General features: G+C 71.4%; 25 protein-coding genes. 16 read left to right on the top strand and 9 right to left on the bottom strand.

Annotated elements, in window-relative coordinates:
• The first annotated feature begins 115 nt into the window (after positions 1 to 115).
• Complete coding sequence (locus AC0VYM_RS24975; protein ID WP_475456133.1) at positions 116 to 1,042, top strand: proline dehydrogenase family protein; 927 nt, start codon at positions 116 to 118, stop codon at positions 1,040 to 1,042.
• Between the two features lie 157 nt (positions 1,043 to 1,199).
• On the top strand, positions 1,200 to 2,117 hold the full coding sequence (locus tag AC0VYM_RS24970; RefSeq protein WP_475456131.1) for a Bax inhibitor-1/YccA family protein: 918 nt from the start codon (positions 1,200 to 1,202) through the stop codon (positions 2,115 to 2,117).
• 75 nt (positions 2,118 to 2,192) lie between these two features.
• Here the strand turns inward: AC0VYM_RS24970 and AC0VYM_RS24965 are convergent, their stop codons facing one another.
• The 3 genes from AC0VYM_RS24965 to AC0VYM_RS24955 all read right to left on the bottom strand — a co-directional run bounded on the left by AC0VYM_RS24965 (position 2,193) and on the right by AC0VYM_RS24955 (position 4,987).
• Positions 2,193 to 2,444, bottom strand: coding sequence for a DUF4287 domain-containing protein (locus tag AC0VYM_RS24965; RefSeq protein ID WP_378745326.1), 252 nt, complete (start codon positions 2,442 to 2,444; stop codon positions 2,193 to 2,195).
• Positions 2,445 to 2,661: 217 nt separating this feature from the next.
• Positions 2,662 to 3,882, bottom strand: coding sequence for an acetyl-CoA C-acetyltransferase (locus AC0VYM_RS24960; RefSeq protein WP_475456128.1), 1,221 nt, complete (start codon positions 3,880 to 3,882; stop codon positions 2,662 to 2,664).
• Positions 3,883 to 3,946: 64 nt separating this feature from the next.
• Entirely contained in the window at positions 3,947 to 4,987 is a 1,041-nt protein-coding gene (locus tag AC0VYM_RS24955) for an SGNH/GDSL hydrolase family protein (RefSeq protein WP_475456126.1), read from the bottom strand.
• 322 nt (positions 4,988 to 5,309) lie between these two features.
• On the opposite strand from AC0VYM_RS24955, the gene AC0VYM_RS24950 reads away from it, so the two are divergent.
• From AC0VYM_RS24950 to AC0VYM_RS24940, 3 genes are all read left to right on the top strand, one after another.
• The gene (locus AC0VYM_RS24950) at positions 5,310 to 6,677 is read left to right on the top strand and encodes a cystathionine beta-synthase (protein ID WP_475456124.1); all 1,368 of its coding nucleotides are present in this window, start codon (positions 5,310 to 5,312) and stop codon (positions 6,675 to 6,677) included.
• Between the two features lie 129 nt (positions 6,678 to 6,806).
• Positions 6,807 to 7,535 (top strand): acyltransferase, encoded by a 729-nt coding sequence (locus AC0VYM_RS24945; protein WP_475456122.1) that lies wholly within the window; start codon positions 6,807 to 6,809, stop codon positions 7,533 to 7,535.
• A gap of 204 nt (positions 7,536 to 7,739) precedes the next feature.
• On the top strand, positions 7,740 to 8,885 hold the full coding sequence (locus AC0VYM_RS24940; protein ID WP_475456120.1) for a cystathionine gamma-synthase: 1,146 nt from the start codon (positions 7,740 to 7,742) through the stop codon (positions 8,883 to 8,885).
• Positions 8,886 to 8,989: 104 nt separating this feature from the next.
• On the opposite strand, the gene AC0VYM_RS24935 is transcribed toward AC0VYM_RS24940, so the two are convergent.
• Positions 8,990 to 9,232: a hypothetical protein gene (locus AC0VYM_RS24935; protein ID WP_475463217.1), complete on the bottom strand. Its 243-nt coding sequence runs from the start codon at positions 9,230 to 9,232 to the stop codon at positions 8,990 to 8,992.
• Between the two features lie 299 nt (positions 9,233 to 9,531).
• On the opposite strand from AC0VYM_RS24935, the gene AC0VYM_RS24930 reads away from it, so the two are divergent.
• Both AC0VYM_RS24930 and AC0VYM_RS24925 read left to right on the top strand, forming a co-directional pair.
• The gene (locus AC0VYM_RS24930; protein WP_475456118.1) at positions 9,532 to 10,263 is read left to right on the top strand and encodes a GntR family transcriptional regulator; all 732 of its coding nucleotides are present in this window, start codon (positions 9,532 to 9,534) and stop codon (positions 10,261 to 10,263) included.
• A gap of 8 nt (positions 10,264 to 10,271) precedes the next feature.
• Positions 10,272 to 11,081, top strand: a complete 810-nt coding sequence (locus tag AC0VYM_RS24925; protein ID WP_475456116.1) for a GntR family transcriptional regulator — start codon at positions 10,272 to 10,274, stop codon at positions 11,079 to 11,081.
• 42 nt (positions 11,082 to 11,123) lie between these two features.
• On the opposite strand, the gene AC0VYM_RS24920 is transcribed toward AC0VYM_RS24925, so the two are convergent.
• The gene (locus tag AC0VYM_RS24920; RefSeq protein WP_475456114.1) at positions 11,124 to 12,245 is read right to left on the bottom strand and encodes a VWA domain-containing protein; all 1,122 of its coding nucleotides are present in this window, start codon (positions 12,243 to 12,245) and stop codon (positions 11,124 to 11,126) included.
• Positions 12,245 to 13,666, bottom strand: coding sequence for a sigma 54-interacting transcriptional regulator (locus AC0VYM_RS24915; RefSeq protein ID WP_475456112.1), 1,422 nt, complete (start codon positions 13,664 to 13,666; stop codon positions 12,245 to 12,247). The genes AC0VYM_RS24920 and AC0VYM_RS24915 overlap by 1 nt, the downstream gene beginning before the upstream one ends.
• A gap of 196 nt (positions 13,667 to 13,862) precedes the next feature.
• Here AC0VYM_RS24915 and AC0VYM_RS24910 point away from each other — a divergent pair, with 196 nt between their 5' ends.
• Together AC0VYM_RS24910 and AC0VYM_RS24905 are read left to right on the top strand one after the other, a co-directional pair.
• Positions 13,863 to 15,017 carry an FIST signal transduction protein gene (locus AC0VYM_RS24910; protein ID WP_475456110.1) on the top strand — a complete coding sequence of 385 codons (1,155 nt, stop codon included), beginning with the start codon at positions 13,863 to 13,865 and terminating at the stop codon, positions 15,015 to 15,017.
• 131 nt (positions 15,018 to 15,148) lie between these two features.
• Positions 15,149 to 16,516: an SH3 domain-containing protein gene (locus AC0VYM_RS24905; RefSeq protein ID WP_475456108.1), complete on the top strand. Its 1,368-nt coding sequence runs from the start codon at positions 15,149 to 15,151 to the stop codon at positions 16,514 to 16,516.
• 96 nt (positions 16,517 to 16,612) lie between these two features.
• Here AC0VYM_RS24905 and greA read toward each other — a convergent pair whose 3' ends face one another.
• The gene (greA, locus tag AC0VYM_RS24900) at positions 16,613 to 17,113 is read right to left on the bottom strand and encodes a transcription elongation factor GreA (RefSeq protein WP_378745420.1); all 501 of its coding nucleotides are present in this window, start codon (positions 17,111 to 17,113) and stop codon (positions 16,613 to 16,615) included.
• Positions 17,114 to 17,262: 149 nt separating this feature from the next.
• Entirely contained in the window at positions 17,263 to 17,679 is a 417-nt protein-coding gene (locus AC0VYM_RS24895) for a DUF4307 domain-containing protein (RefSeq protein WP_475456106.1), read from the bottom strand.
• 156 nt (positions 17,680 to 17,835) lie between these two features.
• Here AC0VYM_RS24895 and mca point away from each other — a divergent pair, with 156 nt between their 5' ends.
• From mca to AC0VYM_RS24870, 5 genes are all read left to right on the top strand, one after another.
• Positions 17,836 to 18,714 (top strand): mycothiol conjugate amidase Mca, encoded by an 879-nt coding sequence (mca, locus tag AC0VYM_RS24890; protein WP_475456104.1) that lies wholly within the window; start codon positions 17,836 to 17,838, stop codon positions 18,712 to 18,714.
• Between the two features lie 5 nt (positions 18,715 to 18,719).
• Entirely contained in the window at positions 18,720 to 18,998 is a 279-nt protein-coding gene (locus AC0VYM_RS24885) for a hypothetical protein (protein WP_475456102.1), read from the top strand.
• Between the two features lie 85 nt (positions 18,999 to 19,083).
• A complete protein-coding gene (locus tag AC0VYM_RS24880; protein WP_475456100.1) occupies positions 19,084 to 19,782 on the top strand; it encodes a GntR family transcriptional regulator in 699 nt (232 codons plus the stop codon).
• A 111-nt stretch (positions 19,783 to 19,893) separates the two neighbouring features.
• Positions 19,894 to 20,898 (top strand): ornithine cyclodeaminase family protein, encoded by a 1,005-nt coding sequence (locus AC0VYM_RS24875; RefSeq protein ID WP_475456098.1) that lies wholly within the window; start codon positions 19,894 to 19,896, stop codon positions 20,896 to 20,898.
• Between the two features lie 70 nt (positions 20,899 to 20,968).
• Positions 20,969 to 23,002: a thioredoxin domain-containing protein gene (locus tag AC0VYM_RS24870; RefSeq protein ID WP_475456096.1), complete on the top strand. Its 2,034-nt coding sequence runs from the start codon at positions 20,969 to 20,971 to the stop codon at positions 23,000 to 23,002.
• A gap of 201 nt (positions 23,003 to 23,203) precedes the next feature.
• Here the strand turns inward: AC0VYM_RS24870 and AC0VYM_RS24865 are convergent, their stop codons facing one another.
• Positions 23,204 to 24,571 carry a serine/threonine-protein kinase gene (locus AC0VYM_RS24865; protein ID WP_475456094.1) on the bottom strand — a complete coding sequence of 456 codons (1,368 nt, stop codon included), beginning with the start codon at positions 24,569 to 24,571 and terminating at the stop codon, positions 23,204 to 23,206.
• 313 nt (positions 24,572 to 24,884) lie between these two features.
• Between AC0VYM_RS24865 and AC0VYM_RS24860 the strand changes: the two genes are divergently transcribed.
• Both AC0VYM_RS24860 and AC0VYM_RS24855 read left to right on the top strand, forming a co-directional pair.
• Positions 24,885 to 25,496, top strand: coding sequence for an RNA polymerase sigma factor (locus tag AC0VYM_RS24860; protein WP_378745480.1), 612 nt, complete (start codon positions 24,885 to 24,887; stop codon positions 25,494 to 25,496).
• A 93-nt stretch (positions 25,497 to 25,589) separates the two neighbouring features.
• Entirely contained in the window at positions 25,590 to 26,351 is a 762-nt protein-coding gene (locus AC0VYM_RS24855) for an isoprenyl transferase (protein ID WP_475456092.1), read from the top strand.
• The last annotated feature ends 180 nt before the right edge of the window (positions 26,352 to 26,531 follow it).

Raw genomic sequence — 26,531 nt, 5'->3', positions numbered from 1 at the left:
AGCACCGGTGGGCGGGCCCCGGCCCCCCGAGGAACCCACCGCGCGGACGGCACACCGCCCGCGCGCATCGCCCGCGCCAGCCCCTGCGGCTCGCGCACGTCTCTTCGAGGTCACCATGCTTCGTAAGCCCCTGCTGCTCGCCGCCAGGTCCGCCACCTGCCGCAAGATCGTCGAGCGCACTCCCATGACCCGGGCCATGGTCACGCGCTTCGTCGCGGGCTCCAGCCAGGAGGAGGCCCTTCCGGCCGTCCACGAGCTGGCCAAGGACCGCTTCGTCACGCTGGACTTCCTTGGTGAGGACACCACGGACCTGTCCCAGGCCACCGCCACCGTGACCGCCTACCAGGACCTGCTCGCCGCCCTCGGTGAGGCCGGTCTGGGCGACCGCGCCGAGGTCTCCGTCAAGCTGTCGGCCGTCGGCCAGTTCCTGAACCAGGACGGCGAGAAGATCGCGCTGGAGAACGCGCGCCTGATCGCGGAGGCCGCGCAGGCGATCGGCACCACGGTGACCCTCGACATGGAGGACCACACCACCACCGACTCCACGCTGGGCATCCTGCGCGAGCTGCGCGAGGACTTCCCGTTCGTGGGCGCGGTGCTCCAGGCCTACCTGCACCGCACCGTGGCCGACTGCCGCGACCTCAGCGGCGCCGGTTCCCGCGTGCGCCTGTGCAAGGGCGCCTACGACGAGCCCGAGTCGGTGGCCTTCCGCGACAAGCACGAGGTCGACCGGGCCTACGTGCGGGCGCTGAAGGTCCTCATGGAGGGCGACGGCTACCCGATGGTCGCCTCGCACGATCCCCGCATGGTGGCCATCGCCGGTGAGCTGGCCGCCGCCAACGGCCGCGGCGCGGACGACTACGAGTACCAGATGCTCTACGGCATCCGGGACGGCGAGCAGGTCCGCCTGGCCGCCGAGGGCAAGCGCATGCGCGTCTACGTCCCCTACGGCGACGAGTGGTACGGCTACTACATGCGCCGCCTGGCCGAGCGCCCGGCCAACATGCTCTTCCTCGCGCGGTCCCTGGTGACCCGCAACTAGGAGTGGCCGTCGCCACGTGCGACGGCGGCGGGGCCCGCACCGACGTGAGTCGGCGCGGGCCCCGTTTCGCAACGGTGACCTTGGCCCCGGAACCCCTGGTCCGGGCCGTACGTTACTTTGTGGGCAGCAATCCACGCGTGAAAGGCCATTACTAGACATGCGGATGCGGAGTTCCAACCCCGTCCTCAAGCGGGCGCTTCAGCAGCAGTCCGGACCCCAGCAGGGTTACGGACAGCCCGGCTACGGTCAGCAGGGCTACGGGCAGCAGGGTTACGGACAGGCGTACCCGCAGCCCTACGGCCAGCAGGGTTACCCCCAGCAGGGGTACCCGCAGCAGGGCTACCCCCAGCAGGCGCAGGCCGAGCAGCCGATGACGATCGACGACGTCGTCGTGCGCACCGGCATGACCCTCGGCGCCGTCGCGCTCTTCGGCGTCATCAACTACTTCCTCTTCTTCTCGGGCAACCCGGGCCTGGCCATGGGCCTGATGTTCCTGGGCATGATCGGCGGGCTCATCCTGGGCCTGGTGATCGCGTTCAAGCAGATCACCAACCCGGTCGCGATCCTGTCGTACGCGGCCCTGGAGGGCCTGCTCGTCGGCGGTCTGTCGGCCGTGCTCGGCAACATGCTGTCGATGCAGATGGGCGACCCCTCGGCGGGCACCTCGCTGGTCTCCCAGGCCGTGATCGGCACCGTCGCCGTCTTCGGTGTGATGCTCGCGCTGTACAAGTTCCGCATCATCAAGGTGACCGACGGCTTCGTCAAGGCCGTCTCCTACGCCGTGCTCGGTGCGGCCGCGCTGATGCTGGTCAACTTCGTGCTCAGCTTCTTCATCGCGGGCGGCATGGGCCTGCGTGAGCCCACCTGGCTGGGCCTCGGCGTCGGCATCGTGTTCGTCGTCTTGGCCGCGCTCACCCTCGCCATCGAGTTCCGCGGCATCGAGGAGGGCGTCAACGCCGGCATCCCGAACAAGTTCGCCTGGCAGTTCGCCTTCGGCCTGACCGTCTCCGTGGTCTGGCTGTACATCGAGATCCTGCGTCTGCTCTGGTTGATCAAGACGATGTTCGCGGACTAGTAGGCAACGCCGCACGTGACGAGGGGCCGTCGCCCGGGATCTTCCCGGGGGCGGCCCCTCCGCCGTGTCGGCGGGTCAGGCGGACTTCGGGCGGGGCGACGGGATGGAGCGGTTCCGGCGGCGGCGGTCGTACTCGGTGACGATCGCGTGCGCGTAGCCGTGGGTGAGGTCGTACTCGTCGGCGAGCCAGCGCGACCGGTCCGTGGGGCGCAGGAGGCCCGGTCCCTGGTCCAGCGAGTCGAACCACTCGTGGAGTCCTCGGCCGGTCACGACCGGGATGCGTTCGATGAGCTTTGCGTGGATCTCCGGCGAGTGGGTCACCGTCATAGGCACCTCCGCAGCGCGTTGAACGTGTGGCACTTACCTGTGACCCTGCATCAGGATTCCGACGGGGACAAGACCCGGCCACCAGCTTTTACCTTGGCGGAGTGGGAACGTTTGCCCCTGGGACATCCGCAGGCGATATGGGGGCGCCGCGCGGTCCGAGGGCACGGAAAAGGGGCCCCGGACCGGCTCCGGGGCCCCTTCCCGCACGCGGCGCGTACTAGCTCAGGCGCTCGAAGACGGCGGCCATGCCCTGGCCGCCGCCCACGCACATGGTCTCCAGACCGAAGGTCCTGTCGTGGAACTGGAGGCCGTTGATCAGCGTGCCGGTGATGCGGGCGCCGGTGCTGCCGAACGGGTGACCCACGGCGATGCCGCCGCCGTTGACGTTCAGCTGGGAGTCGATGTCGATGCCCAGCTGGTCGGCGGAGGGCAGCACCTGGGCGGCGAAGGCCTCGTTGATCTCGGCCAGGTCGATGTCACCGATGGCCATGTTGGCGCGGGCCAGGGCCTGCCTGGAGGCCTCGACCGGGCCCAGGCCCATGATCTCGGGGCTGAGTCCGGTCACGCCGGTGGAGACGATGCGGGCCAGCGGGGTGATGCCCAGCTGCTTGGCCTTGGTGTCGCTCATGATGACCAGCGCGGAGGCGCCGTCGTTGAGCGGGCAGGCGTTGCCCGCGGTGACGGTGCCGTCGGGGCGGAACACCGGCTTGAGCTGCGAGACCTTCTCGTAGGTGGTGCCGCGGCGGATGCCGTCGTCGGTGCTGACCACGGTGCCGTCAGGCAGGGTGACCGGGGTGATCTCCCGCTCCCAGAAGCCGTTGTCCAGCGACTTCTCGGCGAGGTTCTGCGACCGGACGGCGAACTCGTCCTGACGCTGGCGCGAGACACCGGTGATCTCCGCGACGTTCTCGGCGGTCTGGCCCATCTCGATGTAGGCGTCGGGCAGCAGGCCGTCCTCGCGCGGGTCGGTCCAGGTGCCCTGGCCGCCCTCCTTGCGCCTCTCGGTGCGGGCCTTGGCGTCGGCGAAGAGGCGGTTCTCGTTCTGGGGGTTGTCGCTGCTGCCGTTGACGAAGCGGCTGACGGTCTCCACGCCCGCGGAGACGAACACGTCGCCCTCGCCCGCCTTGATGGCGTGGTAGGCCATGCGGGTGGTCTGGAGGGAGGAGGAGCAGTACCGGGTGACGGTGGTGCCCGGGACGGTGTCCAGCCCCAGCTGCACGGCGACGATGCGGGCCAGGTTGAAGCCCTGGTCGCCGCCGGGGAGGCCGCAGCCGAGCATGAGGTCGTCGATGCTCTTCGGGTCGAGCTCGGGGACCTTGGCGAGGGCTGCGCCGACGATCTGGGTGGTCAGGTCGTCCGGGCGCAGGTCCTTGAGGGAGCCCTTGAAGGCTCGGCCGATCGGGGAGCGCGCGGTGGCGACGATGACTGCTTCGGGCATGTTCTTCGTCCTTGTTCGGGTCACGGCGAGACTTGTTACTGACCAGTTAACCCGCCGGGCGCCCTCACGCGCCACCCGGGGTCGGCCTTGGCGCGTCCTCCTCCTCGGGGGACTCGGGCGGTGTCGGCCGGGTCCCCGCGCCGAGGCGGAAGGGCCCCCGGACCAGCGCCGTCCACCTGCCGTGGACCCCGCCCGACGTCTGGTCGGCGGCGCGCGTGACCTCCGTGCCGGGGGTCTGCGCCGCCACCACGGCGGCGCGGTCCACCGGCAGGACGCCCTCGGTGCGCCCGGCCTCGTCCAGCTCGGGGAGCAGGCCCAGGGCGGCGCAGGCGGAGGGCAGGACCACGAAGGCCGCCTGCGCGTACCCGCGCGCCGACGGGTGGAACCGGTCCGGTCCGAACATCGAGTGGGGGTCGGTGCGGAAGTCGTCCGCGAGGATGTCGCTCAGGGAGACCGTGCGACCGCCCGCCTCCGTCACCGCGATGGTCTGTGCGGCCGCCAGCTGCCGTGAGGCGCGGCGGGCCACCGACCGCAGCGGCCAGCCGATGGGGCGCACGGTGCCGAGGTCGGGGCAGGTCGCCACCACCACGGGGGTGCCCAGCCCGACCAGCTCGGCGGTGACCTCGCGCAGCGCGGCCACGGCGTCGTTGGGGCGGACCCGGCGGATGACGTCGTTGGCGCCCACGAAGACCACCGCGACGTCGTAGCGCCTGTCCGGCTGGCGGGCCCCGGACCGCTCCACCTGGGAGTCGAGATCGGCGGAGGTGGCACCCGGGCTGGCCGTGCAGCGCAGCCACACCGGACGGTCGGCGGCGGCGGAGATCCCCGCGGCGAGGAGGGCCCCCGGCGTCTGCCAGGACTCGTCCACCGCGAATCCGGCGGCCGTGGAGTCACCGAGCATCAGCAGGCGCAGCGGCGGCCCCTCACCCTCACCGAAGGTGCCGTTGGCCCTGGGCCGGTCCCACGGGGTGTGGCCGATCGCGTTCTGGGCCAGCCGGGCCTGGAGGTAGAGCAGGGCGACGGTGCCACCGCCCACCAGCGTGAGCCCGCCGCCGCCGAACGCGGTGGCGGCGGCGATGCGCCGGGCTCGCGCGGCTCGCAGCATCGGTACCCCCCGGAAGCGTCCGACCAGCCAGTTCTCCCCACCGACGTTACCGGCGGGCCTCCTCGGGGTCACGTACCCGAAGGGCACACAATCGTGCCCGGGGGTCACCGAAGTCGGTCGCCCCGGTACGGGGTACCGGTCCACTGGTCCGAACCGGTCCACACCGCGCGTCGGCGCCTTGATCCAGGTGAGCGGCGCGAGACCGGTGAAATCGGCCTAGAGTCTGGTGGGGAGCCGGACCGGCCCCATCTGCCTCGGACGTCACCGGGGAAACAACACGGGCGGGCCGAAGACCCGGTCGCCACGATGCGAAGGAGCGAAGTTGCGGGTACACGACTCACTGATCGACCTGGTCGGAGACACCCCCCTGGTCCGTCTTCGGAAGGTCACCGAGGGGTTGGCCCCGACGATCCTGGCCAAGGTCGAGTACTTCAACCCGGGCGGGTCGGTCAAGGACCGCATCGCGCTGCGCATGGTCGAGGCCGCGGAGAAGAGCGGAGAGCTCAGGCCGGGCGGCACGATCGTCGAGCCCACCTCCGGTAACACCGGAATCGGCCTGGCCCTCGTGGCGCAGGAGAAGGGCTACCGCTGCGTCTTCGTCTGCCCCGACAAGGTCGGCCCGGACAAGCTGTCGGTGCTGCGCGCCTACGGGGCCGAGGTCGTGGTGTGCCCGACCACGGTCGCGCCCGAGCACCCCGAGTCCTACTACTCGGTCTCCGACCGCCTCGCCGCCGAGATCCCCGGTGCCTGGAAGCCCAACCAGTACGAGAACGAGAACAACCCGGAGTCCCACTACCACTCCACGGGCCCGGAGATCTGGGACCAGACCGAGGGCCGGATCACCCACTTCGTGGCGGGTATCGGCACCGGCGGGACGATCAGCGGCACCGGCCGGTACCTCAAGGAGGCCTCGAAGGGCTCCGTCCAGGTCGTCGGCGCCGACCCCGAGGGTTCGGTGTACTCGGGCGGCAGCGGCCGTCCGTACCTGGTCGAGGGCGTGGGCGAGGACATCTGGCCCGGTACCTACGACACGGCGATCTGCGACGAGATCGTGCCGGTCAGCGACAAGGACTCCTTCCTCATGACCCGTCGCCTGGCCAAGGAGGAGGGCCTGCTGGTGGGCGGCTCCTGCGGTCTGGCGGTCGAGGCGGCCCTGCGCGTGGCCAAGGACGCCGGTCCGGACGACGTCATCGTGGTGCTGCTGCCCGACGGCGGCCGCGGTTACCTCGGCAAGATCTTCAATGACGAGTGGATGGCCGACTACGGCTTCCTGTCCGCCGAGACCGAGGAGGCCACGGCCGGCCAGGTGCTCGCGGACAAGGAGGGCGAGATGCCCGACTTCGTGCACAGTCACCCGGACGAGACGGTCGGCACCGCCGTGGCGATCATGCGCGAGTACGGCGTCTCCCAGCTGCCGGTGATGAAGGAGGAGCCGCCGGTCATGGCGGCCGAGGTGGTCGGCTCCATCGCGGAGCGGGACCTCCTGGACGCCCTGTTCGACGGTCGGGCCGAGCTGGACGACCTCGTCGAGACGCACATGGGCAAGCCGCTGTCCACGGTGGGCACGGGCACGCCGGTGAGCGACTGCGTGCGTCTGCTGCGCACCTCGGGCGCGCTGGTGGTGCTCCGCGACGGCAAGCCGGTGGGGATCCTCACCCGTCAGGACCTGCTGGCCCACCTGTCCGGCTGATCCCGGCTCCCCGGGGTTCCGAACGAGGTTCGGGCCCCGGGGTTCACGCACCGGACACGGTGCCGCATACTCGGACACTGCTAATGTTCGCGTCAGTATGTACTGGCCGGTAACTAAGTAGGTGCACCCGTGTCGCGGCTCCTCAACTGGATCATCCGCTCCGCCTGGTCGTACGCGCGGAGCCACGGAGAGATCCGAGCCGACTCCAGGGCGGCCCGGAAGTTCGCGCGCTTCGGCGTCGGTTCCGCGATCGCCTTCCCCACGGCCACCCTCTACGGTGAGCCGTGGATCGAGATCGGCGTGCACACCGTCCTGGGCGGGGACATGACCCTCGCGGCCGGGATGGGGCCGGACTACGACCTCGGTGAGGGCACGGTCGTGCGCATCGGGTCGGGCTGCGCCATCGGCCGGGGGTCGCACATCGTGGCGCACCGCTCGGTGGACATCGGGGACCACGTGTACACGGGGCCGTACGTCTACATCACCGACCAGAACCACGCCTACGCCAACACGGAGATCCCCGTGGGCCTCCAGTGGCCCGTGGACGACCCGGTGAGCATCGGGGACGGGAGCTGGCTCGGCGCCAACAGCGTGATCCTGCCCGGGGTGCACCTGGGGCGGAACTCCGTGGTGGCGGCCGGGACCGTCGTGCGGCCGGGCCGGTACCCGGACCACGCGGTGATCGCGGGTGTCCCCGGGAAGGTCGTGCGCACCCACGACCAGGAGCTCGGCTGGGACCCGCCCCTGCGCGAGACGGGGACGCCGACCCGCGTCCCGACCCCGGTCTCCGGGCTGCCCCCCGAGGCACCCACGGAGCCTCCCGAGCCGGGTTCCCCGACCCGGTTCCCCCCGGCCTGACACACGGAGTGAGGGCGACGCGCAGCGTGAGGCCCGTTGGCTGGCGTGCACCTTGGAGTGCGGGGGCCTGACTCCTCCCTTCGTGGGTGCCTTCGCCGTGTCGGCTCCCGCCGGGCCGCGGTGCCCGGGAAGAGGGTGACCACATCCTGAGATATGCCTGTTGACAAAGGGTTCCGGCGGGGTTCGGGGCACTAGGCTGGACCCATGAAGTTCGACGGTTTTGAAACGCTGGCCATCCACGCGGGGCAGGAGCCGGACGCCGGTACCGGCGCCGTGGTTGTGCCGATCTACCAGACGAGTACCTACGCCCAGGACGGCGTCGGCGGGATGCGACAGGGGTACGAGTACTCCCGCACCAAGAACCCCACGCGCACCGCGCTGGAGGAGTGCCTGGCGGCCCTGGAGTCCGGGGCGCGCGGCCTCGCCTTCGCCTCCGGTATGGCGGCCGAGGACACCCTGCTGCGCGCGGTCCTCTCCCCGGGCGACCACGTCATCATCCCCGGTGACGCCTACGGCGGCACGTTCCGGCTCATCTCCAAGGTGGTCGAGCGCTGGGGCGTCAGCTGGGACGCCGTCGACCAGACCGACGTGGAGGCGGTCCGCGCCGCCATGCGCCCCAACACCAAGGTGGTGTGGACGGAGACGCCCACCAACCCGCTGCTGGGCATCACCGACATCGAGTCGGTCGCGCAGGTCGCCCACGACGCCGGCGCGCTGCACGTCGTGGACAACACCTTCGCCTCCCCCTACCTCCAGCGCCCCCTCACCCTGGGCGCCGACGTGGTCGTGCACTCCACGACCAAGTACATCGGCGGGCACTCCGACGTCGTCGGCGGCGCGCTGGTCGTGGCCGACGCGGAGCTGGGCGAGCGGCTGGCCTTCCACCAGAACACCATGGGCGCCATCCCCGGCCCGTTCGACTCCTGGCTGACCCTGCGCGGGGTCAAGACGCTGGGCGTGCGGATGGACCGCCACAGCGAGAACGCCGAGCGCGTGGTGGCGGCCCTGGAGGGCCACCCGGCGGTGCGCAGGGTCTACTACCCGGGCCTGGACAGCCACCCGGGGCACAAGATCGCCGAGCGGCAGATGCGTTCGTTCGGTGGCATGGTCTCCTTCGCGCTGCGTGACGGGGAGAAGGCCGCCCTGGAGCTGTGCGAGCGGACCCGGGTGTTCACCCTGGGTGAGTCGCTGGGCGGGGTGGAGTCCCTCATCGAGCACCCGGGGCGGATGACGCACGCGTCCACCGCTGGTTCCCCGTTGGAGGTGCCGGCCGACCTGGTCCGGATCTCCGTGGGCATCGAGTCCGGTGACGACCTCGTGGCGGACCTGGCGCAGGCCCTGGAGGGCTGATCTCCCGGTTCGGGGTGCCCGCGTCGAGCCGCGCGGGTCCCCCGGCCGTGTGCCGGGCCCGTCGCGGCCTGTGCCTCGGTGGTGCTCCTCGGACGTGGGTCCGGTCAGACGGCGGTGGGGGTACGGCCGCTGTCCGGAAGCTCGCGCCGGTCGTCCCGGAAGCGCAGGCCGACGACGGCCCGGCTCGAACGGGAGAGCGCGCTGTGGTTGCCGTCCTGGCGCAGGGAACGGTAGGTGCCGTTGCGGTCCTGGCGCCGGATGCCGATGGACACGGCGAGAAGGAACCCCGTGGCGAGTCCCAGAAGGAGGAGTCCGGCGAGGATGAGGAGGGCGAAGGCGATCTGCATGGGGAAGTTGTCCTCTGTGTCGGTGGTCGTCAGTTCCTGGTCGGCCCCCTGGTGCACCGGGGGAGAGTAGGGCTGGGGTTCATCGGTCGCGGGTTCCTCTGGCGGTATGGGGCGGGTGGTCCTGGAGGGGGCTGCGCATGCGGGGGATCTCCGATTCGGGGCCGGGGCGCCCTGTACTGAGGGTCACCTTCCTCTAGGATGGGTTCAGGAAAACCAGTGGGACCTGTTCTGCTGGCGTAGCACCTAGCTTGTTGGTACAAGCTGTGTTGTTGGTCTTTTACCCCTCCTAGGGCGGACTTATGCGGGCAGAGAGCAGATATCGACAGATCGCCCGTGTCCTGCGGCGGGAGATCCAGGACGGGAGCCTGCCCCTGGGCGGGCAACTCCCCTCGGAGAAGCAGCTGGAGGAGCGCTTCGAGGCCTCCCGCAACACGATCCGCCTCGCCCTGGGCATGCTGCGCAACCAGGGGCTCATCGTCAGCAGGCCCGGACGCGGGCACTTCGTGCAGGACGTGGTCCCCGAGATCTTCTACGCCACCCGCAAGGCGGGCGGCCCCGACGGGCTCAACGAGTTCAACATGAGCGGTCTGACCCTGGAGGAGCTCCAGCTGCTCAGCGCCACCCCCGACATCGCCAGCCGACTCCGCGTCCCGGAGGGCGAGATGACGGTGGTCCGGCGCATGCACCGCTTCTCCGGTGAGCGCTCGGGGTCGATCAGCTCCGCGTACTACCCGGTGGACTTGGTCCAGGGCACCTCACTCATGATCCCCGAGAACGTCGAGAGCGCCCTGTCCGTCCTCCTGGAGCACGGACACCGGCAGGTCGGGTACGTGGACGAGCTGGAGACGCGCATGCCCACCCCCCAGGAGGCCTCGGAGCTCGAACTCCCGCCCGGGGTCCCGGTCCTCAACGTCCACCGCACCGACTACTCCGACGACCGCCCCCTGCGGATGGTGCACACTGTCCACGCGGGGCACAGCATCCGCTACCAGTTCGAGCACGGCAACCTCCAGGCCTACTACCGGGACTGATCCAGCCAATGAGCGCGACGAAGAAGACCGTGGTCGCCGACTACCTGCGCGAGGCCCTGTCCAGGGGCGACTACCGTCCGGGCGACCGGCTCCCCGGTGAGGAGGAGCTCGCGGACGAGCTCGACGTCTCCCGTGCCACCGCGCGCCTGGGGATGCGCATCCTCCAGGACGAGGGCCGCGTCTCCATCCGCGTCGGCCGGGGCGCCTTCGTCTCGGACCACCACCCGGTCATGCACAAGGCCACCCCGGACGGATCCGACGACCCCGCCCGGTTCGACCTCGGCTACCACGACCGGCTACGGCAGGCCGGATACAGCAACATCGACGAGAAGGTCAAGGTCAGCCTGGACACCATGCGGCCGAAGGTGGCCAAGCGGCTGGTCGACGCGGTCGACGGCCAGGCTGCCGGGGGCGGACTGGTCGTGATCCGCTCCTCGGAGTACTACGTGGACGGCGGCCTGTGGCAGTCCCACGTCACCTACTTCCCGTTCGGGATCGCCAACAACACCCCGCTGATGTCGCCCGAGTACCTGGAGAACGGCATCGGCTCGGTCATGCGGGAGCTCGGCTTCCACGAGAACTGGAACTGGGACGTCGTGGGCGCGCGGATGCCCTCCCAGGACGAGGCGGACGCCTTCGGCCTGGGGCCCGGCCTCCCCCTGCTGGTCCAGGAACGGGTGACCTACGAGGGCCAGCGCCCGCTGCGCTATACCCAGACGCTCATGCCCGCCAACCGCCACCAGCTCCTGTACGCGGGCGGCGACGCCCCGGACGACCTGCCGGTCATGGACTCCGACGTCAGCGTCTTCGAGCACTGACCCGTCTTCGGGCACTGACCCGTCCTCGGGCACCGACCCGGCTCAGGGGCGGCGCCGCAGGTACCGGTCGATCACCATCGGCCCCAGGGCCTCCGCGTCCGCGCCCACCACACCCACGCCCCGGCGGCGTTCGAGCAGCCCCCGGAACTCCCGCAGCCGGGGGTCGTCCGCGAGCAGGAAGAACGTGATCCCGGCGCCCTCGGCCAGCGCGACGTCGAGCTCGGCCGCCGTGAGCTCCACCGTGCGCGGTGCGGGCGGCCAGGCGAACCGGGCGTCCCCGTCCTCGCCCAGGTGCGCGGTGGGCTCTCCGTCGGTGACCACCAGGACCAGGGGGCTCAGCCCCCGGTGGCGGCGCAGGTGCCGCCGGGCCAGGTGCAGCGCGTGCTGGAGGTTGGTGCCGGGGACGCGCCGCCAGTCGTACTCCACGAGTTCGGCGGGGGTCATCTCGCGGGCGCGGTCACCGAACCCGACCAGCAGGACGCGGTCCTCGGGGTACCGGGTGCGCACCAGGGTGTGCAGGGCCAGCGCGGTGCGGGTGGCGGCCTCGTGCAGGCCGCGGGCGGTCATCGAGTGGGACAGGTCCACCAACAGGCACACGGCGGCTGCCCCCGCCGGTTCGGTCTCCGCGTACCGGACGTCCTCCGCCCGCAGGGGAGCGGCGGACACACCCTCGGCGGCGCGGCGGAGCATGGCCTCACGCAGGGTCGCGACGGCGTCCAGGGCACGGTCGCGGCCGTCGTGGGCGAGCGCGGCACCGGTGGGTTCGCCGCCCGCGCCGTCGCCGCCCCGGTGGCTCCCGGGCGCACCGCGCCGCGCCGACTCGATCTCGCCCAGCGCCACCTCGCCCAGCCTGCGGAGTTCGCGCGGGGTCAGCCCGTGGTCGGCGGCGTCCAGGCGTTCCAGGAGCCCGGACGCGGCGGCGCCCAGGAAGCCCCGCAGAGCCCCGGTGTCCCATCCGGCCAGGGCGTCGCGGTCGCCCTCGGTATAGCGGGTCAGCGCCTCCTCGGCGGCGGTGAGCGCCTCCTGCGGGGCGTCCTCCTCGGAGCGCTCCCCGGCGATCATCTCCAGCAGGCTCTCGGCGGCCCGCACCGCCTCCTCAGGGGGCGGATCGGGCTCGGCCAGGGGGTCGGGGCCACCCATGTACTCCCGGTACCTGAACCTCATCAGAAGCGGTACACACCTCCGTCGGGCACGGTGTCCTTGGACAGCCGCCGTTCCAGGTAGAGCCCCTCCAGCGCGAACTCGACCACGGCGGCGGCCAGCCCCGGCGTGGGCGGACCGTCGACCGACTCGGGGGCGGCCCGCTCCAGGAGGTCGGACAGCCCGGGCACGGTACCCACCCGGCGCAGCAGCTCGGCGGCGCCCACGAGGTCGCCGCTCTCCACCGTCCCGCCGCCCGTGAACCGGTCGCTGAGCGGTTCCAGGTCCGCCTCACCCAGTCGGGCGCGAAAGGTCTCGGCCACCGCCCGGCGCAACAGGGTCTCCAGGACCGACGCCTCGCGGCCCTCCGCGCCGGTCTCGAACTCCACCTTGCCCAGGAGCGGCTCGGCCACCCCGGACAGGTCGCAGACCCGGGCCACCGGCACCTCCTCCCCGGTCAGGGCGGCCCTTCGCAGCGCCGAGGCGGCCAGTGTCTCGGCGGCGGCCACCGAGAAACGCACGGACACCCCCGAACGCTGGTCCACCCGGTTGGAGGCGCGTACCAGCCTGGTGAAGCGGGCCACGCTCTCCAACAGGTGCGACGGGACGGTCGTGCCCGGGGGCAGGGCCGCCTCCTGCCGGATCAGGGCCAGTTCGTCGTCGAGGCCGGGCGGGTAGTGCGTGCGCACCTGGGCACCGAACCGGTCCTTGAGCGGGGTGACGATGCGGCCCCGGCTCGTGTAGTCCTCGGGGTTGGCGCTGGCCACCAGCAGCAGGTCCAGGGGGAGGCGCAGGGTGTGGCCGCGCACCTGGAGGTCGCGTTCCTCCAGCACGTTGAAGAGGGCCACCTGGGCGCGCGCGGGCAGGTCGGGGAGTTCGTTCACGCAGAACACGCCGCGGTTGGCGCGGGGCAGCAGGCCGTAGTGGATCGTCTCGGGGTCACCGAGGGAGCGCCCCTCGGCCAGCCGGGCCGGGTCCACGTCACCGATCAGTTCCGCGGTGCCGGTGTCGGGCGTGGCCAGCTTCTCGCCGTACCGGGCGTCGCGGTGCCGCCAGGCCACGGGGAGGCCGTCGCCCTCGGCCGCGCTCCGGCGCAGGCAGGCGGGGCAGACCGGGGCGAAGGGGTGGTCGTTGACCGGACACCCCTCCACCACGGGACTCCACTCGTCGAGAAGCCCCGCGACGGTGCGGATCAGCCTGGTCTTGCCCTGGCCGCGCTCACCCAGCAGGACGACGTCGTGCCCGGCGATCAGCGCCCGTTCCAGCTGGGGCAGCACGGAGTCGTCGAATCCGTGCACCCCGGGGAAGCGGGGGCGGCCCGAGGCCATCCGGGCCAGCAGGTTCTCACGCACCTCCGCCGTGGTCGTGCGGAGGACGTGGCCGGACTCGCGCAGCGCGGCACGGGTGCGCGGGAGCCCGCTCGGAGCTTGTGCGGCATGGGTCACAAGGGGAGTGTAGGGCGTGCCCGGCCGGTACCGCCCGCCCCGTAAGGGGGGAAGATCCGGGGCACACACGCCGGGGCCGGGGCGTTTGAGCGGCCACCAGGAGGAAAGCTCCTGTTGGGAGTCCGGATGGAAGAATGAGACGGCAAGGTTCCCAGGGACCGGTCCGCACGACCGGTGAAGGCGGGGGTGGCAGCTGGTGGCTAGGTTCGGCGATGCACTGACGACGGGGGCCGACCTCGTGAACGCGGCCGAGCGCGCCGCGCTTCAGGCCCTGGAGCAGATGGACGGCCCGGCCGACCTGGTCTGCTTCTTCGTCAGCGGGGCGGACCCGGACGAGGTCACGCTCGCCGGCAGGCGGGTCATGGAGCTGACCGGCGACGCGCTCACCCTGGGGTGCAGCGCCACCGGCGTGGTCGGCGGCGGCCGGGGCGTGGAGGGCCAGGGCGCGGTCAGCGTGTGGTGCGCCCGCCTGCCCGGGGTCGAACTGACCCCCTTCCGGCTCGACACCGTCGTGGAGGGCGACCAGCTGGCGGTGGTGGGCATGCGTGAGCCGTCCCCGCGCGACCGGGCCGGAATCCTGCTCACCAACCCCTACGAGTTCCCCACCCAGGCGTTCGTCCGCGAGACCACGGCGGCCCTGGGCGGCCTTCCGCTGGTCGGGGGCATGGCCGACGGGCTGCGCGGCGAGGAGTCGGTGCGGCTGTTCTGCGAGGGCGAGGTGGCCGACAACGGCGCCGTCGGCGTGCTGATCGGCGGCGAGGGGGTGCTGGGCACGGTGGTCAGCCAGGGCTGCCGCCCGGTCGGACCGAGCATGACCATCACCAAGGCCGACGGCAACCTCGTGCTGGAGCTGGCCGGGACCAACGCCTACGAGCGGTTGGAGAGCCTGGTGGAGGAGCTCTCCGAGGAGGACCGCGAGCTGGCCTCGCGCGGGCTGCACATCGGGATCGCGATGGACGAGTACGCCGACCACCACGAACAGGGCGACTTCCTCATCCGCACCCTCAGCGACGTGGACCCGGAGTTCGGGGCGCTGACCATCGACGAGATGGTGGAGGTCGGCCAGACCGTCCGCTTCCAGGTCCGCGACTCCGGCACGGCCGACGAGGACCTCGCCCGCAAGCTGACGGAGTTCGGCGCCGAGCACGCCGTGGGCGCGGGGCTGCTGTTCTCGTGCAACGGCCGGGGCGAGGCGCTGTTCCCGCAGTCCGACCACGACGTCCTCGCGGTCCGGCGCATCCTCGGGGCGGGCCCCGTGGCGGGCTTCTTCGCGGCGGGGGAGATCGGCCCGGTCGCCGGGGTGAACCACGTGCACGGCTTCACGGCCTGCCTGCTGGCCTTCGCCGCCTGAGAACCGCCAAGTCGGACTTTTACCCTCGGATCACCAACACCCTGACCAACCTGCTTGAGTGCGGGCACACCAGGGTGATTACTAAGAGTGACTAGATTCATCACTTTGCGTGTTTGGTGAGAGAAGGAACGATGGCCGACAACCGGCGCACGACCACGTCCCTCGTTGCCCTCGGGGCGTTCGCCCTCCTGGCTCCGCTGGCGACACCCGGCGCCGCCCTGGCCGAGTCGGCCTGGCTGGAGCAGGACCTGTCCTCGGCGGACCGGATCGGGCTCACCCTGGACGCCGAGGGGCTGCGCCTGAACACCGGGGAGGCGACCGAGCGGCTCGGCGCCTCCCCGCGCCTGGACCCGGCCCAGCGGCGCGCGGGGCTGGCGACCTTCCCCGAACAGGAGCTGGAGGGAGCCACCGACACCCTCGACGTGGCCGTGCGCGTCACCGGGGACGCCGAGGAGGTCCTTACGGAGGCGCGGGGTATCCGCGCCGACGGTATGTGGACCGAGTGGCACCCGACCGGAACCGGCGGTGGCCGGGTGACGCTGCCGGAGGCGGTCAGCGAGGTTCAGCTGAGGGTCGGGGTGGAGGCGACGGGCGCCTCGGCGTCGCGGGAGCGGGGCGACCGGACCTCGGTCACCGAGGTCAGCGTCCGCGCGGTCGAGGCCACCGGAACTCCTCCGGACCCCCGGACCGGGGAGCCGGAGATCTCCGGCGAGGGCTCCGGCGGCAGAGCGGAGGAGGCACGGGGCGGCGACCTTCCGAGGCCGTTCTCCGCACGCCTCTTCGCCACCCGCATCGGCCTGGTCGGCAACAAGACCGCCAACGGCCACACGGTCCGCACCGACGACCAGTTCGCGGCGCTGCCCTCACGGCGGGGCCTGTCCACCCGGGGCGGAGGGGAGTACACCGTCCGGGTGTGCAGCACCGGCGCGCTGGGCCCCGACGCCAGCGGCGACACCGAGAACCACGTCCCCCGCTGCGCCTACCTGCCCGTGTGGGACGTCGGACCGTGGAACATCACCGACGACCACTGGAACGACGACCGCGAGTCCTGGCGGGACCTGGACCGGGGCCGTCCCCAGGCGCAGGCCGCCTACACCGAGAACCACAACAACGGCCTCGACGGTTTCGGTCGCCAGGTGCGCAACCCCGCGGGCATCGACCTCGCGGACGGCGCGTTCCACCAGGGGCTCCAGCTGCCCACCAACGGGTGGGTGCGGGTCGACTACCTGTGGACCGCCGAGTACCGGGCCCGCGCCGAGATCACCACGGCGACCGGCACCGATCCGGTGGTCGTGCGGGAGGGGCCGGGCACGGGGTTCGACACCGTGGGCCTGGCCGCGCACAAGGCCAACGTGGACGTGGCCTGCCGCACCACCGGAGACCGGGCCACCGGACCCACCGGTGTCTCGGACGTCTGGTACCGCATCGGTGAGGGCCACTACGTCCCGGCGGCCTTCGCGGAGGGCGGAACGAACGCCCCCGAGTGCGTCAGGCCCTAGCGGAGGCACGGCGGACACACGACAGGGGCGGCCGGAGCCGCCCCTGTCGTACTGCTCATACGCGCCTGGTCCACCCGGTGGCCGTACGGCGGCGTGTCACATGCCGCTGTAGGGAACCGCCTCGATGATCTCGACACCGAGGCTCTTGCCGTTGGGCAGGTTGTAGCTGACGGTCTCGCCGACGGGCTTGCCGTTGATGGCGGAACCGAGCGGGGACTTGGGGGAGTACACGTCGATGGGGGAGCCGCTCTCCTCACGCGAGGCGAGCAGGAAGGTGACCTCCTCCTCGTCGCCGTCGAACTTGACGGTGACGGTCATGCCGGGGCCGACCACGCCTTCGGTGCGGGGCGCTTCGCCGACCCTCGCCGTGCGCAGGATCTCGGTGAGCTGGAGGATGCGGGCCTCCATCTTGCCCTGTTCCTCCTTGGCGGCGTGGTAGCCGCCGTTCTCCTTCAGGTCGCCCTCTTCACGGGCGGCCTCGATCTTCTCCGCGATCTCGATGCGCCCGGGCCCCGACAGGTGGTCCAGCTCTCCCTTGAGCCGGTCATACGCCTCCTGGGTGAGCCAGGTGACGTTGTCATCGCGGGTCTGGGTCACGGGAACTCCTTGTGTACTAGTAGCAATGGCCACCAGGCGGCCAGAGCTGAACTCACGAGAATATCACCGTGCGCGATCGCGCACCGGTGACGCCGTTCTCGGGGGCTCCGTTCCGGTACCTGGGCCGAACAGGGGGAAGGCTCGGTGGATCAGTCTTGCGAACCTTGTTCCCTGCACGAGGCCACTTCTACCGTGGAAGCCTGACGAACCGTTTCAACGGTCTGGCTGACCATTCGGTTCCCGCCCTCCACCTCGACCCGTTCGGTCCCGACCTCGACCATCTGGCTGTCCAGCGCGCGCAGCAGGCACTCGGCCCCGTTCTTGCTGTTCACCTCGAAGTCGATCCGGGCCGCGTCACCGGTGGGCGCGGTCACCGCCACCACCTGGTGGTACACGCCCCCGCTCAGCCCGGTGTAGTTCATGACGGAGTAGCCCCAGCCGACGCTGACGGCCACCGCGAAGACCGTCGCGACGACGAAGAAGACGGGCCCGTTGCCGTGGCGCTTGCGTAGCGCTGGCGCGGTGTCGGCACTGTTCACGGCATCATCTTCCGGGGTCGCTGACATTGGGAATCTCCGAGCGAGGGGACGGTGTTGTCTAAGATATCCCCGACCTGACAGCCCCCCTACGCGGCCCGCACGTGAGTCGTCCACGCCGTGATCCGGGGTGGTGTCGGACAGCCGCGTGCAGTGGCCGTCGACCGAGCCAAGGAGAAGCCTTCGTTGTCCGAGCGCCTGCGGCTTATGGCCGTCCATGCCCATCCCGATGACGAGTCCAGCAAGGGTGCCGCCACCATGGCGCGCTACGCCCGCGAGGGCGCCGAAGTGCTGGTCGTCACCCTCACCGGTGGCGAACGCGGTGACATCCTCAACCCCGCGATGGAGCGCCCCGAGATCCGCGAGAACATCGCGGAGGTACGTCGCGAGGAGATGAACCGCGCCCGCGAGATCCTCGGTGTCGAGCAGGAGTTCGCCGGGTTCGTCGACTCCGGCCTGCCCGAGGGCGACCCGCTGCCCCCGCTCCCCGAGGGCTGCTTCGCGACCCTTCCGGTGGAGGAGGCCGCCGAGCCCCTGGTGGCCGCGATCCGCCGCTTCCGCCCCCACGTCATCCTCACCTATGACGAGAACGGCGGCTACCCGCACCCCGACCACATCATGACCCACAAGGTGTCGATGCACGCGTTCGACGCCGCGGCCGAGCCGAACGCCTACCCGGACGCCGGTGACCCCTGGCAGCCGCTCAAGCTGTACTACTTCGTCTCGTTCCCGCCCGAGCGGTTCGAGGCCCTGGCGAAGATCCTGGCCGAGCGCGGCCTGGACAACCCCTTCGAGGAGTGGATGGAGCGCCTCAAGGACCGCGAGCGCCCGCGCTGGGAGATCACCACCCGCGTCGAGTGCAGCGAGTACTTCGACATCGCGCACGACGCCCTGCGTGCGCACGCCACCCAGATCGACCCGAACGGCTTCTGGTTCGCGGTGCCCAACGAGGTCGTGGCCGAGGCCTGGCCGACCGAGGACTACCACCTGGTCCGCTCGCTCGTGGACACCGAGGTCCCCGAACAGGACCTCTTCGCGGGTGTCCGCGAGGCAATGAGAGTATGAGTGACATGAACACCCTTCTCGCGTCCACCACGGTGCTCGCCCAGGACTTCGCGCTGGACAAGGACACCGTCACACCCGGTGTCCTGGGCTTCCTCGCGGTCTTCGCGATCGGCGTGTGCCTGTACTTCCTGATGCGCAGCCTCGTCGGCAAGCTGCGCGGCGTCTCGGCCCGGGCCGAGACCGAGGAGGCCGAGGAGACGGCGGAGAAGGACGGTCAGGAGGCGACCTCCGGGGTGGAGGCCGCCGCCGGCGGATCCGCCGAGGACTCCTCGACCAGGGCCTGACCCCGCGTCCGCCCCCGCCGCGCACCCGCGGGGGCGGTCCCGGCGGGCGCGTCCCCCGAACGGGGGGAGTGCCTACGATGGGGGGATGCAGCCCGAGCCCTCCCGAAGCCCCTCCCTGCGTGACCGGGTCCACGACCGGCTCAGGTCGCGCATCATCGACCTCGAACTGCTCCCGGGGCACCGGATCACCGAGCGGGAGGCGTCGGCCGAGCTCGGCGTCTCACGGGTGCCGCTGCGTGAGGCGCTGCGCCTGCTGGAGGCGGAGGGACTGGTGGTCCTGGTGCCCCGGCAGGGCGCCATGGTGGCCAGCTGGTCCCGTGAGGACGTGGTCCGGCTGTTCGAGGTCCGCGAGGAGCTGGAGACGCTGGCCGCCCGTCTGGCGGCCACCCGGCGCACCGACGCCGACCTGCGCTGGATGCGCGACCTCCTCGACGACGCCGAGCACGCGCTGAAGGCCGGTGACGAGTCCGCCACGGCCGCGGCCAACGCGGGCTTCCACCGGGCGGTGGTCGCCGCCTGCGGCAACCCGCTCCTCCAGCAGATGATGGCCCCGCTGGACTCCCGCGTGCAGTGGCTCTTCCACCTCACCAAGCACCGTGACACCCGCGAGCAGCGCGAGGAGCACGTCCGCCTGCTCGCACTCATCGAGGCCGGGGACGGCGACGGCGCCGCCGCGCTCTACCGCGCGCACATCGCGGCCGGACTCGAACCGACCCTGGCCGTGGCCGAGACGTGGGAGCGGTTCGACCCGGTGGACGTCACCCGCACCCGTACCCGGAGGTAGGACCCCGCTCCGTGGGACGCGGCTCCGTGAGGCTCCGCCCGAGGGTGTCCCCGCGTCCCGATTAGTGGTATACCGCTATTGCACGGAAGTGGACCCACGGAGAAGGCACCGATGACGCTCATCCTCACCCGTTCCGAACTCGCCGGTCTCGTCACGCCCCGCCAGGCGGCCGAGGCCGTGGAGACCGCCTTCACCGACCTGGCCGAGGGCCGGGCCGCGCAGCCCCACGCGGAACCCGCGCGCCTGGCCGGAGCCGACCCCCAGTTCGTCCCGATGGTCGGACTCCTCGGCAGCGGCGGCCTCGCCGTCAGCAAGCTCCTCAGCGACATCCCCGGCAACCGCGAGCGGGGGCTCCCCACCCAGCAGTCGGTGGTGGTCCTGGCGGACGCGGAGACCGGCGGACCCCTCGCGATCCTGGACGGCGCGGTCCCCACCCGCCTGCGCACCGCCGCCACCACCCGCGTCGCCACCCGCCACCTGGCCCGCCGGGGCTGGGCCACCCTGGGCGTGGTCGGCGCCGGACCGCTGGCCGCCGCGCACGTCGTCGCCCTCGCCGACGAACGCGACCTGGAACGGGTCCTGGTGTGGTCCCGCTCCAGCGCCACGGTCGAGGCGCTCCGGCGCACGGTGGCCGAGGAGGTCCCCGGGCTGGAGGTGGTCGCCGCCGCCTCCCCCCGCGAGGCCGTGGAGGGCGCCGACGTCATCTGCACGGTGACGCCGTCCCGCGAACCCCTCGTACAGGGGGCCTGGCTGCGCCCCGGGCAGCACCTGAACGCGGTCGGCTCGCCGCCTCGGACCGACCACCGCGAGGTCGACGCCGCCGTCCTCGGCACCGCCCGGGACTCCGGGCTCCTCGTGGTGGACTCCACCCCGGCCGCCCTGCACGAGTCGGGCGACGTCGCGCACGCGGTGGCCGAGGGCGCGATCACCGCCGAGGACTGCTCGCTCGAACTGGCCCGGGTGGTCGGCGGTCGGCATCCCGGACGCACCTCGGACCGGCAGGTCAGCGTGTTCAACTCCGTGGGCATCGGCCTGGAGGACGCCGCCGTCGGCCGACTCCTGCTCGACGCCGCCCGCGAGCGGGGCCTGGGCACGGAGATCACCCTGTCCGCCTGAGACCCGTCCGCCTGAGAACGGGCGCGGGACCGGGCCGCGTGTCCCGGCTCCGGAGTGGCACAGTGGAACCATGCCCAACCGCCTGAGCGACGCGACCAGCCCGTACCTGTTGCAGCACGCCGACAACCCCGTCGAGTGGTGGCCCTGGGGTGAGGAGGCCTTCGCGGAGGCCCGCCGCCGCGGGGTCCCCCTCCTCATCTCCGTCGGCTACGCGGCCTGCCACTGGTGCCACGTCATGGCCCACGAGTCCTTCGAGGACCCCGAGACCGCGAGCCGGATGAACGCGCTGTTCGTCAACGTCAAGGTCGACCGCGAGGAACGCCCCGACGTCGACGCCGTGTACATGGAGGCCACCCAGGCCATGACCGGCCAGGGCGGCTGGCCCATGACCGTGTTCGCCACCCCTGACGGCGCACCGTTCTACTGCGGCACCTACTTCCCCCGCGACCACTTCCAGCGCCTGCTCGAAGGCGTCGGCACCGCCTGGCGGGACCAGCGCGCCGACCTCCTCGACCAGGGCCGCCGCGTGGTGGAGGCGCTGGGCGCCCCGCGCCGCCTGGCCAGCTCCCCGCCGCCCACCGCCGACGACCTCGACCTGGCGGTGCAGGCCCTGATCCGCGACTACGACGTCGTCAACGGCGGTTTCGGGGACGAGCCCAAGTTCCCGCCGTCCATGCTGCTGTCCTTCCTCACCGCGCAGCACGAGCGCACCTTCCCGTTCCAGAGCTCCGACGAGCCCACACCCGCCGCGCTCATGGCCGGCGGCACGGCCGTGGCCATGGCCCGGGGCGGCATGTACGACCAGATCGGCGGCGGCTTCGCCCGCTACACCGTCGACGGCGCGTGGGTGGTCCCGCACTTCGAGAAGATGCTCTACGACAACGCGCTGCTGCTGCGCGCCTACACCCGCCTGTCCCGGCGTCCGGTGGGTTCCGACCCCGCTGCGACGGCCGGTCGGGCGCTCATGCTCAGGGTGGTCCAGGAGACCGCCGACTGGATGCTGCGCGACCTGCGCACCCCCGAGGGCGGGTTCGCCTCGGCCCTGGACGCCGACAGCGAGGGGGAGGAGGGCACCTACTACGTGTGGTCCCCCGACCAGCTCACCGAGCTGCTGGGGGAGGAGGACGGGGCCTGGGCCGCCGCGCTCTTCGACGTGACCCCGCAGGGCACCTTCGAGCACGGCACCTCGGTGCTCCAGCTCCGTGAGGACCCCGACGACCCCGAGCGCTACGACCGCGTCCGCGCCGCCCTGCTCGGCGCCCGCGCCGACCGGGTCCCGCCCGCGCGCGACGACAAGGTGGTCGCCGCGTGGAACGGGCTGGCGATCGCCGCCCTGGCGGAGGCGGGCGCGCTCCTGGAACGCCCCGACTGGATCCGGGCCGCCCGTGAGGCGGCCGACCTCGTCCTCGACACCCACCTGGTCCACGGGCGGCTGGTGCGTACCTCGCGGGACGGCCGCCCCGGACCCAGCGCCGGAGTCCTGGAGGACTACGCCGACCTCGCGGAGGGGCTGCTGGCCCTGCACGGCGTGACAGGGGAGGCCCGCTACGTGCGGGAGGCGGGGGACCTGCTCGACACCGTCCTGAACCACTTCGGGGACGAGGACGGCGGGTTCTACGACACCGCCGACGACGCCGAGCGGCTGTTCAGCCGTCCGCAGGACCCCACGGACAACGCCACCCCCTCGGGCCGGTTCGCCGCCGCCTCCGCGCTGCTCTCGTACGCGGCCCTGACCGGAGGGGAACGCTACCGGGCCGCAGCCGAGGGAGCCCTGAACGTGGTTCCCCTGCTGGCGGAGAAGGCCCCGCGCTTCGCCGGTTGGGGCCTGGCCGCGGGCGAGGCCCTGCTGAGCGGGCCCCGCGCGGTCGCCGTCGTGGGCGAGCCGGGCGCCCCGGAGACCGAGGAGCTGGTGCGCACGGTGCTGCGGTCGGCGCCCCTGGGCACGGTGCTCTCACGCGGGGACGGCGAGGACAGCGGGGGAGTTCCGCTCCTCGAACAGCGGGTGCGCGTCGGAGGCCGGGCCACCGCCTATGTCTGCGAGGGCTTCGTCTGCAAACTCCCCGTCACCACCCCGGAGGAACTCCGGGCCCAGCTGACCCTTTAGTCGGCCTCGCCGCATTTGGTTGAAAAATCAACTTCATTCGCCATTGGCCGCCCGGACGGCACCCGTTCTTCGGGTGCTCTCCGAGGCGCTCCCAATGGTCGAACGGCAGGCCACGGCCACAGGGGGGTTATTCGTTCGGGGAGTCCGGCCGTTCCGCCTCGAACACGCGGAACACCGCCGAGGGGAAACGGCGGTCCCGGGTCAGAGGATTTCGATGCCTTCCACGATCTCGTCCACGACGTCGGGACGGTACTCGGGCTGACGGATCTCCAGGTACACGGTGCTGGGGGTGTCCGGCGGGTGCACGGCGACGGAGCTGAACGCCCCGTTGCCGTTGCACTCGGGCCACTCCCAGACCAGGCCCTGCCATTCGTCGTCGTTGATCGCCCGCTCCTCCGGCGGCCCGGGGCACGGCTTGGTGTCCGCGACGGAGTCCAGGTTCGGCGCTCCCGGGACCACCGTCGCGTAGACCCCGTAGGCGGGGACGTCGGTGGAGTGCCAGTCGTCCACGTCCGTCGCGGCCAGCAGGCCCGGTCCGGCGCCGGCCTCGGCGACGGAGTCGCGGGAGTCCTGGTCGGTGTGGAACTCCCGGGCCCACACCGAGGGCACCTTCACACGGATCTCCAGGGCGGAGTTGCGCACGGTGGTCAACATCATGCCGGGCGAGCCCAGGGAGGAGCTGACCCCCGCCAGGAGGAGGCCGCAGGCCAGGACGAGGGCGCCCGCACGCTGCCAGGGCATCCGGTAGCGCCGCCACCAGGAGGAGTCCTCGGGCACGTTGGGCGCCATACGGATGGCGCGGACCCGGTCGGTGAAGGTCTTGGCGTCGGCGGGGCGGCTCTCCCGGTCCACCGACAGCGCGGACAGGATCAGTTCGTCGAGGGCCGGCGGCAAACCTGGCCGAATCCGGCCAGGCGCGACCTTCACCGGCGGGCGGGACGGCGGCCGTCCGGTGATGAGCTCGTAGGCGACCGCGCCCAGGGAGTACACGTCGGAGCGGACGTCCAGGTCCCCGCCGGGGATGCTCTGCTCGGGGGACATGTACCCGGGGGTCCCGGCGGCGGCGGTGAAGCCGGAGGCCTCGTCGATCGCCTTCGCGAAGCCGAGGTCGGCCACCAGCACCCGCTGGCCCACGGGGGAGGACTGGAGGAGCACGTTCGAGGGCTTGATGTCCCGGTGGATCGTGCCGTGGCCGTGCAGCACGGTGATGCCCTGGCCGATCTCCGTGAGCAGCCGCAGCGCCTCGTCCAGGGGCAGCTGGCCCCGGTGTACGAGGTCGGCCACGCTGCCCTGGTCGGCGTAGGTCATCACCATGTAGGGGCGCCCGTCGGGCAGCACGTCGACGTCGTGCACCGCCACCAGCCACGTGGAGTCGGTCTGGCGCAGGATGCGCGCCTCCTCCAGGAACCGGTGCTGGATGTCCATCTGGTGCGCCCAGTTCTCGGCGAGTACCTTGATGGCCACCGGGTAGTTCAGCAGATCGTCCTGCGCCAGCCAGACTGTGGCGAAGGAACCGGAACCCAGGCGCCTGATGACGCGGTAACGTCCGAAGGCCTCCGGTTGGCTCATCTTCGCCTCGGTCTGTCGGGGGTGAATACGCGGTCGTTGCCCACTAATACACCATCTGCGCCTTCACGTTGACTTCCGTGGATATGATCCCCTCCCCCGGGTATCGTCGACGCCTTCGGGGCATGGAGACTGGAGGTGCCCTTCGAGTTCCGTGCGCCCATGTGCACCGGGGCGGAGATCATGAGGATTCGCGAGGCGGGAGCCGAGCGGGGCTCATAGACGTCCCATTGACGTGTGACCCTCTCATAAGTGGGCGCGTACGCGTTCGTACGGACGATCGGACGTCTGCCGCAAGCCAGGAAGAGAATGAGCCATGCACAGTAGTGACAACTCGGAGAACGAGGAGACCCCCACCCCCCGACGTCGGGTGGCCAGCAACGTCGACGAGGAGCTGGAGGAGCTCGCGCGCCGCGCCAAGCACGGTGACGCTGTGGCCCTGGACGACCTCCTGCGCCGCATCCAGCCCGAGGTGCTGCGCCGCTGCGCCCGGTTCCTTCCCTACCGCCAGGACGCCGAGGAGGCCTGCCAGGACGCGCTCCTGCGGGTCGCCCGCAAGATCGACAGCTTCAAGGGCGACTCCCTCTTCACCACGTGGCTCTACACCGTGGTGTCCAACTCCGCCCGTCAGACCTACCGCTCCATGAAGCGCCGGTCGGCCGAGTTCCCCACCGAGGCCGAGCGCATGCCGCACCAGCGGGACCCGCGCACCACCAGCGTCATCGCCGGTTCGCGGATCGACCTGCTGGAGGCGCTGGACCAGCTGGAGAAGGACCGCCCCAACCTGGTCGCCCCCCTGGTGCTCCGCGACCTGTGCCAGATGGACTACAACGAGATCGCCTCCGAACTGAACCTCGCCCTGGGCACGGTGAAGTCCCGCATCCACCAGGGCCGCAAACACGTGCGCAAATCGCTCGCCGTGACGTGACGCCCACGGGCGAACTACTCTGGAGGCATCCCCGTCGGCACATCCGTCACAGGAGTGCGCCGTCCCAAGATCCAGCTCTGAGAGGTTTCGCCAATGGGGCTCCGTGACCCCCTGTACTGGCTGTACGAGCGGCGTCTCGAACGCGGCCTGACCAGCCAGGAGATTCCCAGGCACGTCGGTGTGGCCATGGACGGCAACCGGCGCTGGGCCAAGAGCAGCGGTCTTCCGGGCGCCGAACAAGGCCACCAGGCCGGGGCGAACAAGATCTTCGAGGTGCTCGGCTGGTGCAACGAGATCGGTGTGCAGGTCGTCACGTTGTGGATGCTGTCCACGGACAACCTCACCCGTGACGAGACCGAGCTCGGTCCCCTCGTGCGCATCATCGAGGAGACCATCGCCCGACTGCGCAAGGAGGGGTGGAACACCCGCCCCGTCGGAGCGCTCGACGTGCTGCCCGATTCCACCGCCCGTGCCCTGAAAGAGGCGGAAGAGGCCACATCCGGCAACCCCGGGCTGGTTGTCAACGTCGCCGTCGGGTATGGAGGTAGACGTGAGATCGCTGATGCGGTTCGGTCCCTCCTCCAGGAGGAGGCGGCCAAGGGCACCGGTATCCAGGAGCTGGCAGAGCGCCTGGACATCGAGGACATCGCTCGGCATCTCTACACGCGCGGACAACCCGATCCGGACCTGCTCATCCGGACCTCCGGCGAGCAGCGCCTCTCGGGTTTCATGCTCTGGCAGAGCGTGCACTCGGAGTTCTACTTCTGCGAGGTCTTCTGGCCCGCGTTCCGCAGAGTGGACTTCCTGCGCGCGCTGCGTGCCTACGGCGCGCGCAACCGGCGCTTCGGCTCCTGACACCCGCACCCTCGTCCCCACCCGCCCCCGTTCCGCGGGGCGCGCCGTGTCTGTCCACGGCGGGTCCGTAACGCGGAGTTCACCGGATGGTGGGCACGGGACCTGGAAAACGGGCTCTCGGCCGCGTAGCGTCGACAACAGCGGATGGCGTTCGCCCATCCGTTCGGGAGGCCCCGTCTC

It is taken from the genome of Nocardiopsis sp. iso_237 (genome assembly GCF_056173345.1).
This window is presented reverse-complemented; position numbering and strand designations above follow the sequence as displayed.

Bases quoted from the DNA above. Each gene is read 5' to 3' on its own strand.
- AC0VYM_RS24920 (WP_475456114.1), bottom strand. From the start codon at position 12,245: ATGAGGTTCAGGTACCGGGAGTACATGGGTGGCCCCGACCCCCTGGCC.
- AC0VYM_RS24895 (WP_475456106.1), bottom strand. From the start codon at position 17,679: ATGTCAGCGACCCCGGAAGATGATGCCGTGAACAGTGCCGACACCGCG.
- AC0VYM_RS24865 (WP_475456094.1), bottom strand. From the start codon at position 24,571: ATGAGCCAACCGGAGGCCTTCGGACGTTACCGCGTCATCAGGCGCCTG.
- AC0VYM_RS24965 (WP_378745326.1), bottom strand. From the start codon at position 2,444: ATGACGGTGACCCACTCGCCGGAGATCCACGCAAAGCTCATCGAACGC.
- AC0VYM_RS24905 (WP_475456108.1), top strand. From the start codon at position 15,149: ATGGCCGACAACCGGCGCACGACCACGTCCCTCGTTGCCCTCGGGGCG.
- AC0VYM_RS24885 (WP_475456102.1), top strand. From the start codon at position 18,720: ATGAACACCCTTCTCGCGTCCACCACGGTGCTCGCCCAGGACTTCGCG.
- AC0VYM_RS24925 (WP_475456116.1), top strand. From the start codon at position 10,272: ATGAGCGCGACGAAGAAGACCGTGGTCGCCGACTACCTGCGCGAGGCC.
- AC0VYM_RS24940 (WP_475456120.1), top strand. From the start codon at position 7,740: ATGAAGTTCGACGGTTTTGAAACGCTGGCCATCCACGCGGGGCAGGAG.
- AC0VYM_RS24955 (WP_475456126.1), bottom strand. From the start codon at position 4,987: ATGCTGCGAGCCGCGCGAGCCCGGCGCATCGCCGCCGCCACCGCGTTC.
- AC0VYM_RS24960 (WP_475456128.1), bottom strand. From the start codon at position 3,882: ATGCCCGAAGCAGTCATCGTCGCCACCGCGCGCTCCCCGATCGGCCGA.
- AC0VYM_RS24855 (WP_475456092.1), top strand. From the start codon at position 25,590: ATGGGGCTCCGTGACCCCCTGTACTGGCTGTACGAGCGGCGTCTCGAA.
- AC0VYM_RS24880 (WP_475456100.1), top strand. From the start codon at position 19,084: ATGCAGCCCGAGCCCTCCCGAAGCCCCTCCCTGCGTGACCGGGTCCAC.
- AC0VYM_RS24975 (WP_475456133.1), top strand. From the start codon at position 116: ATGCTTCGTAAGCCCCTGCTGCTCGCCGCCAGGTCCGCCACCTGCCGC.
- AC0VYM_RS24875 (WP_475456098.1), top strand. From the start codon at position 19,894: ATGACGCTCATCCTCACCCGTTCCGAACTCGCCGGTCTCGTCACGCCC.
- AC0VYM_RS24860 (WP_378745480.1), top strand. From the start codon at position 24,885: ATGCACAGTAGTGACAACTCGGAGAACGAGGAGACCCCCACCCCCCGA.
- AC0VYM_RS24870 (WP_475456096.1), top strand. From the start codon at position 20,969: ATGCCCAACCGCCTGAGCGACGCGACCAGCCCGTACCTGTTGCAGCAC.
- AC0VYM_RS24970 (WP_475456131.1), top strand. From the start codon at position 1,200: ATGCGGATGCGGAGTTCCAACCCCGTCCTCAAGCGGGCGCTTCAGCAG.
- AC0VYM_RS24935 (WP_475463217.1), bottom strand. From the start codon at position 9,232: ATGCAGATCGCCTTCGCCCTCCTCATCCTCGCCGGACTCCTCCTTCTG.
- AC0VYM_RS24930 (WP_475456118.1), top strand. From the start codon at position 9,532: ATGCGGGCAGAGAGCAGATATCGACAGATCGCCCGTGTCCTGCGGCGG.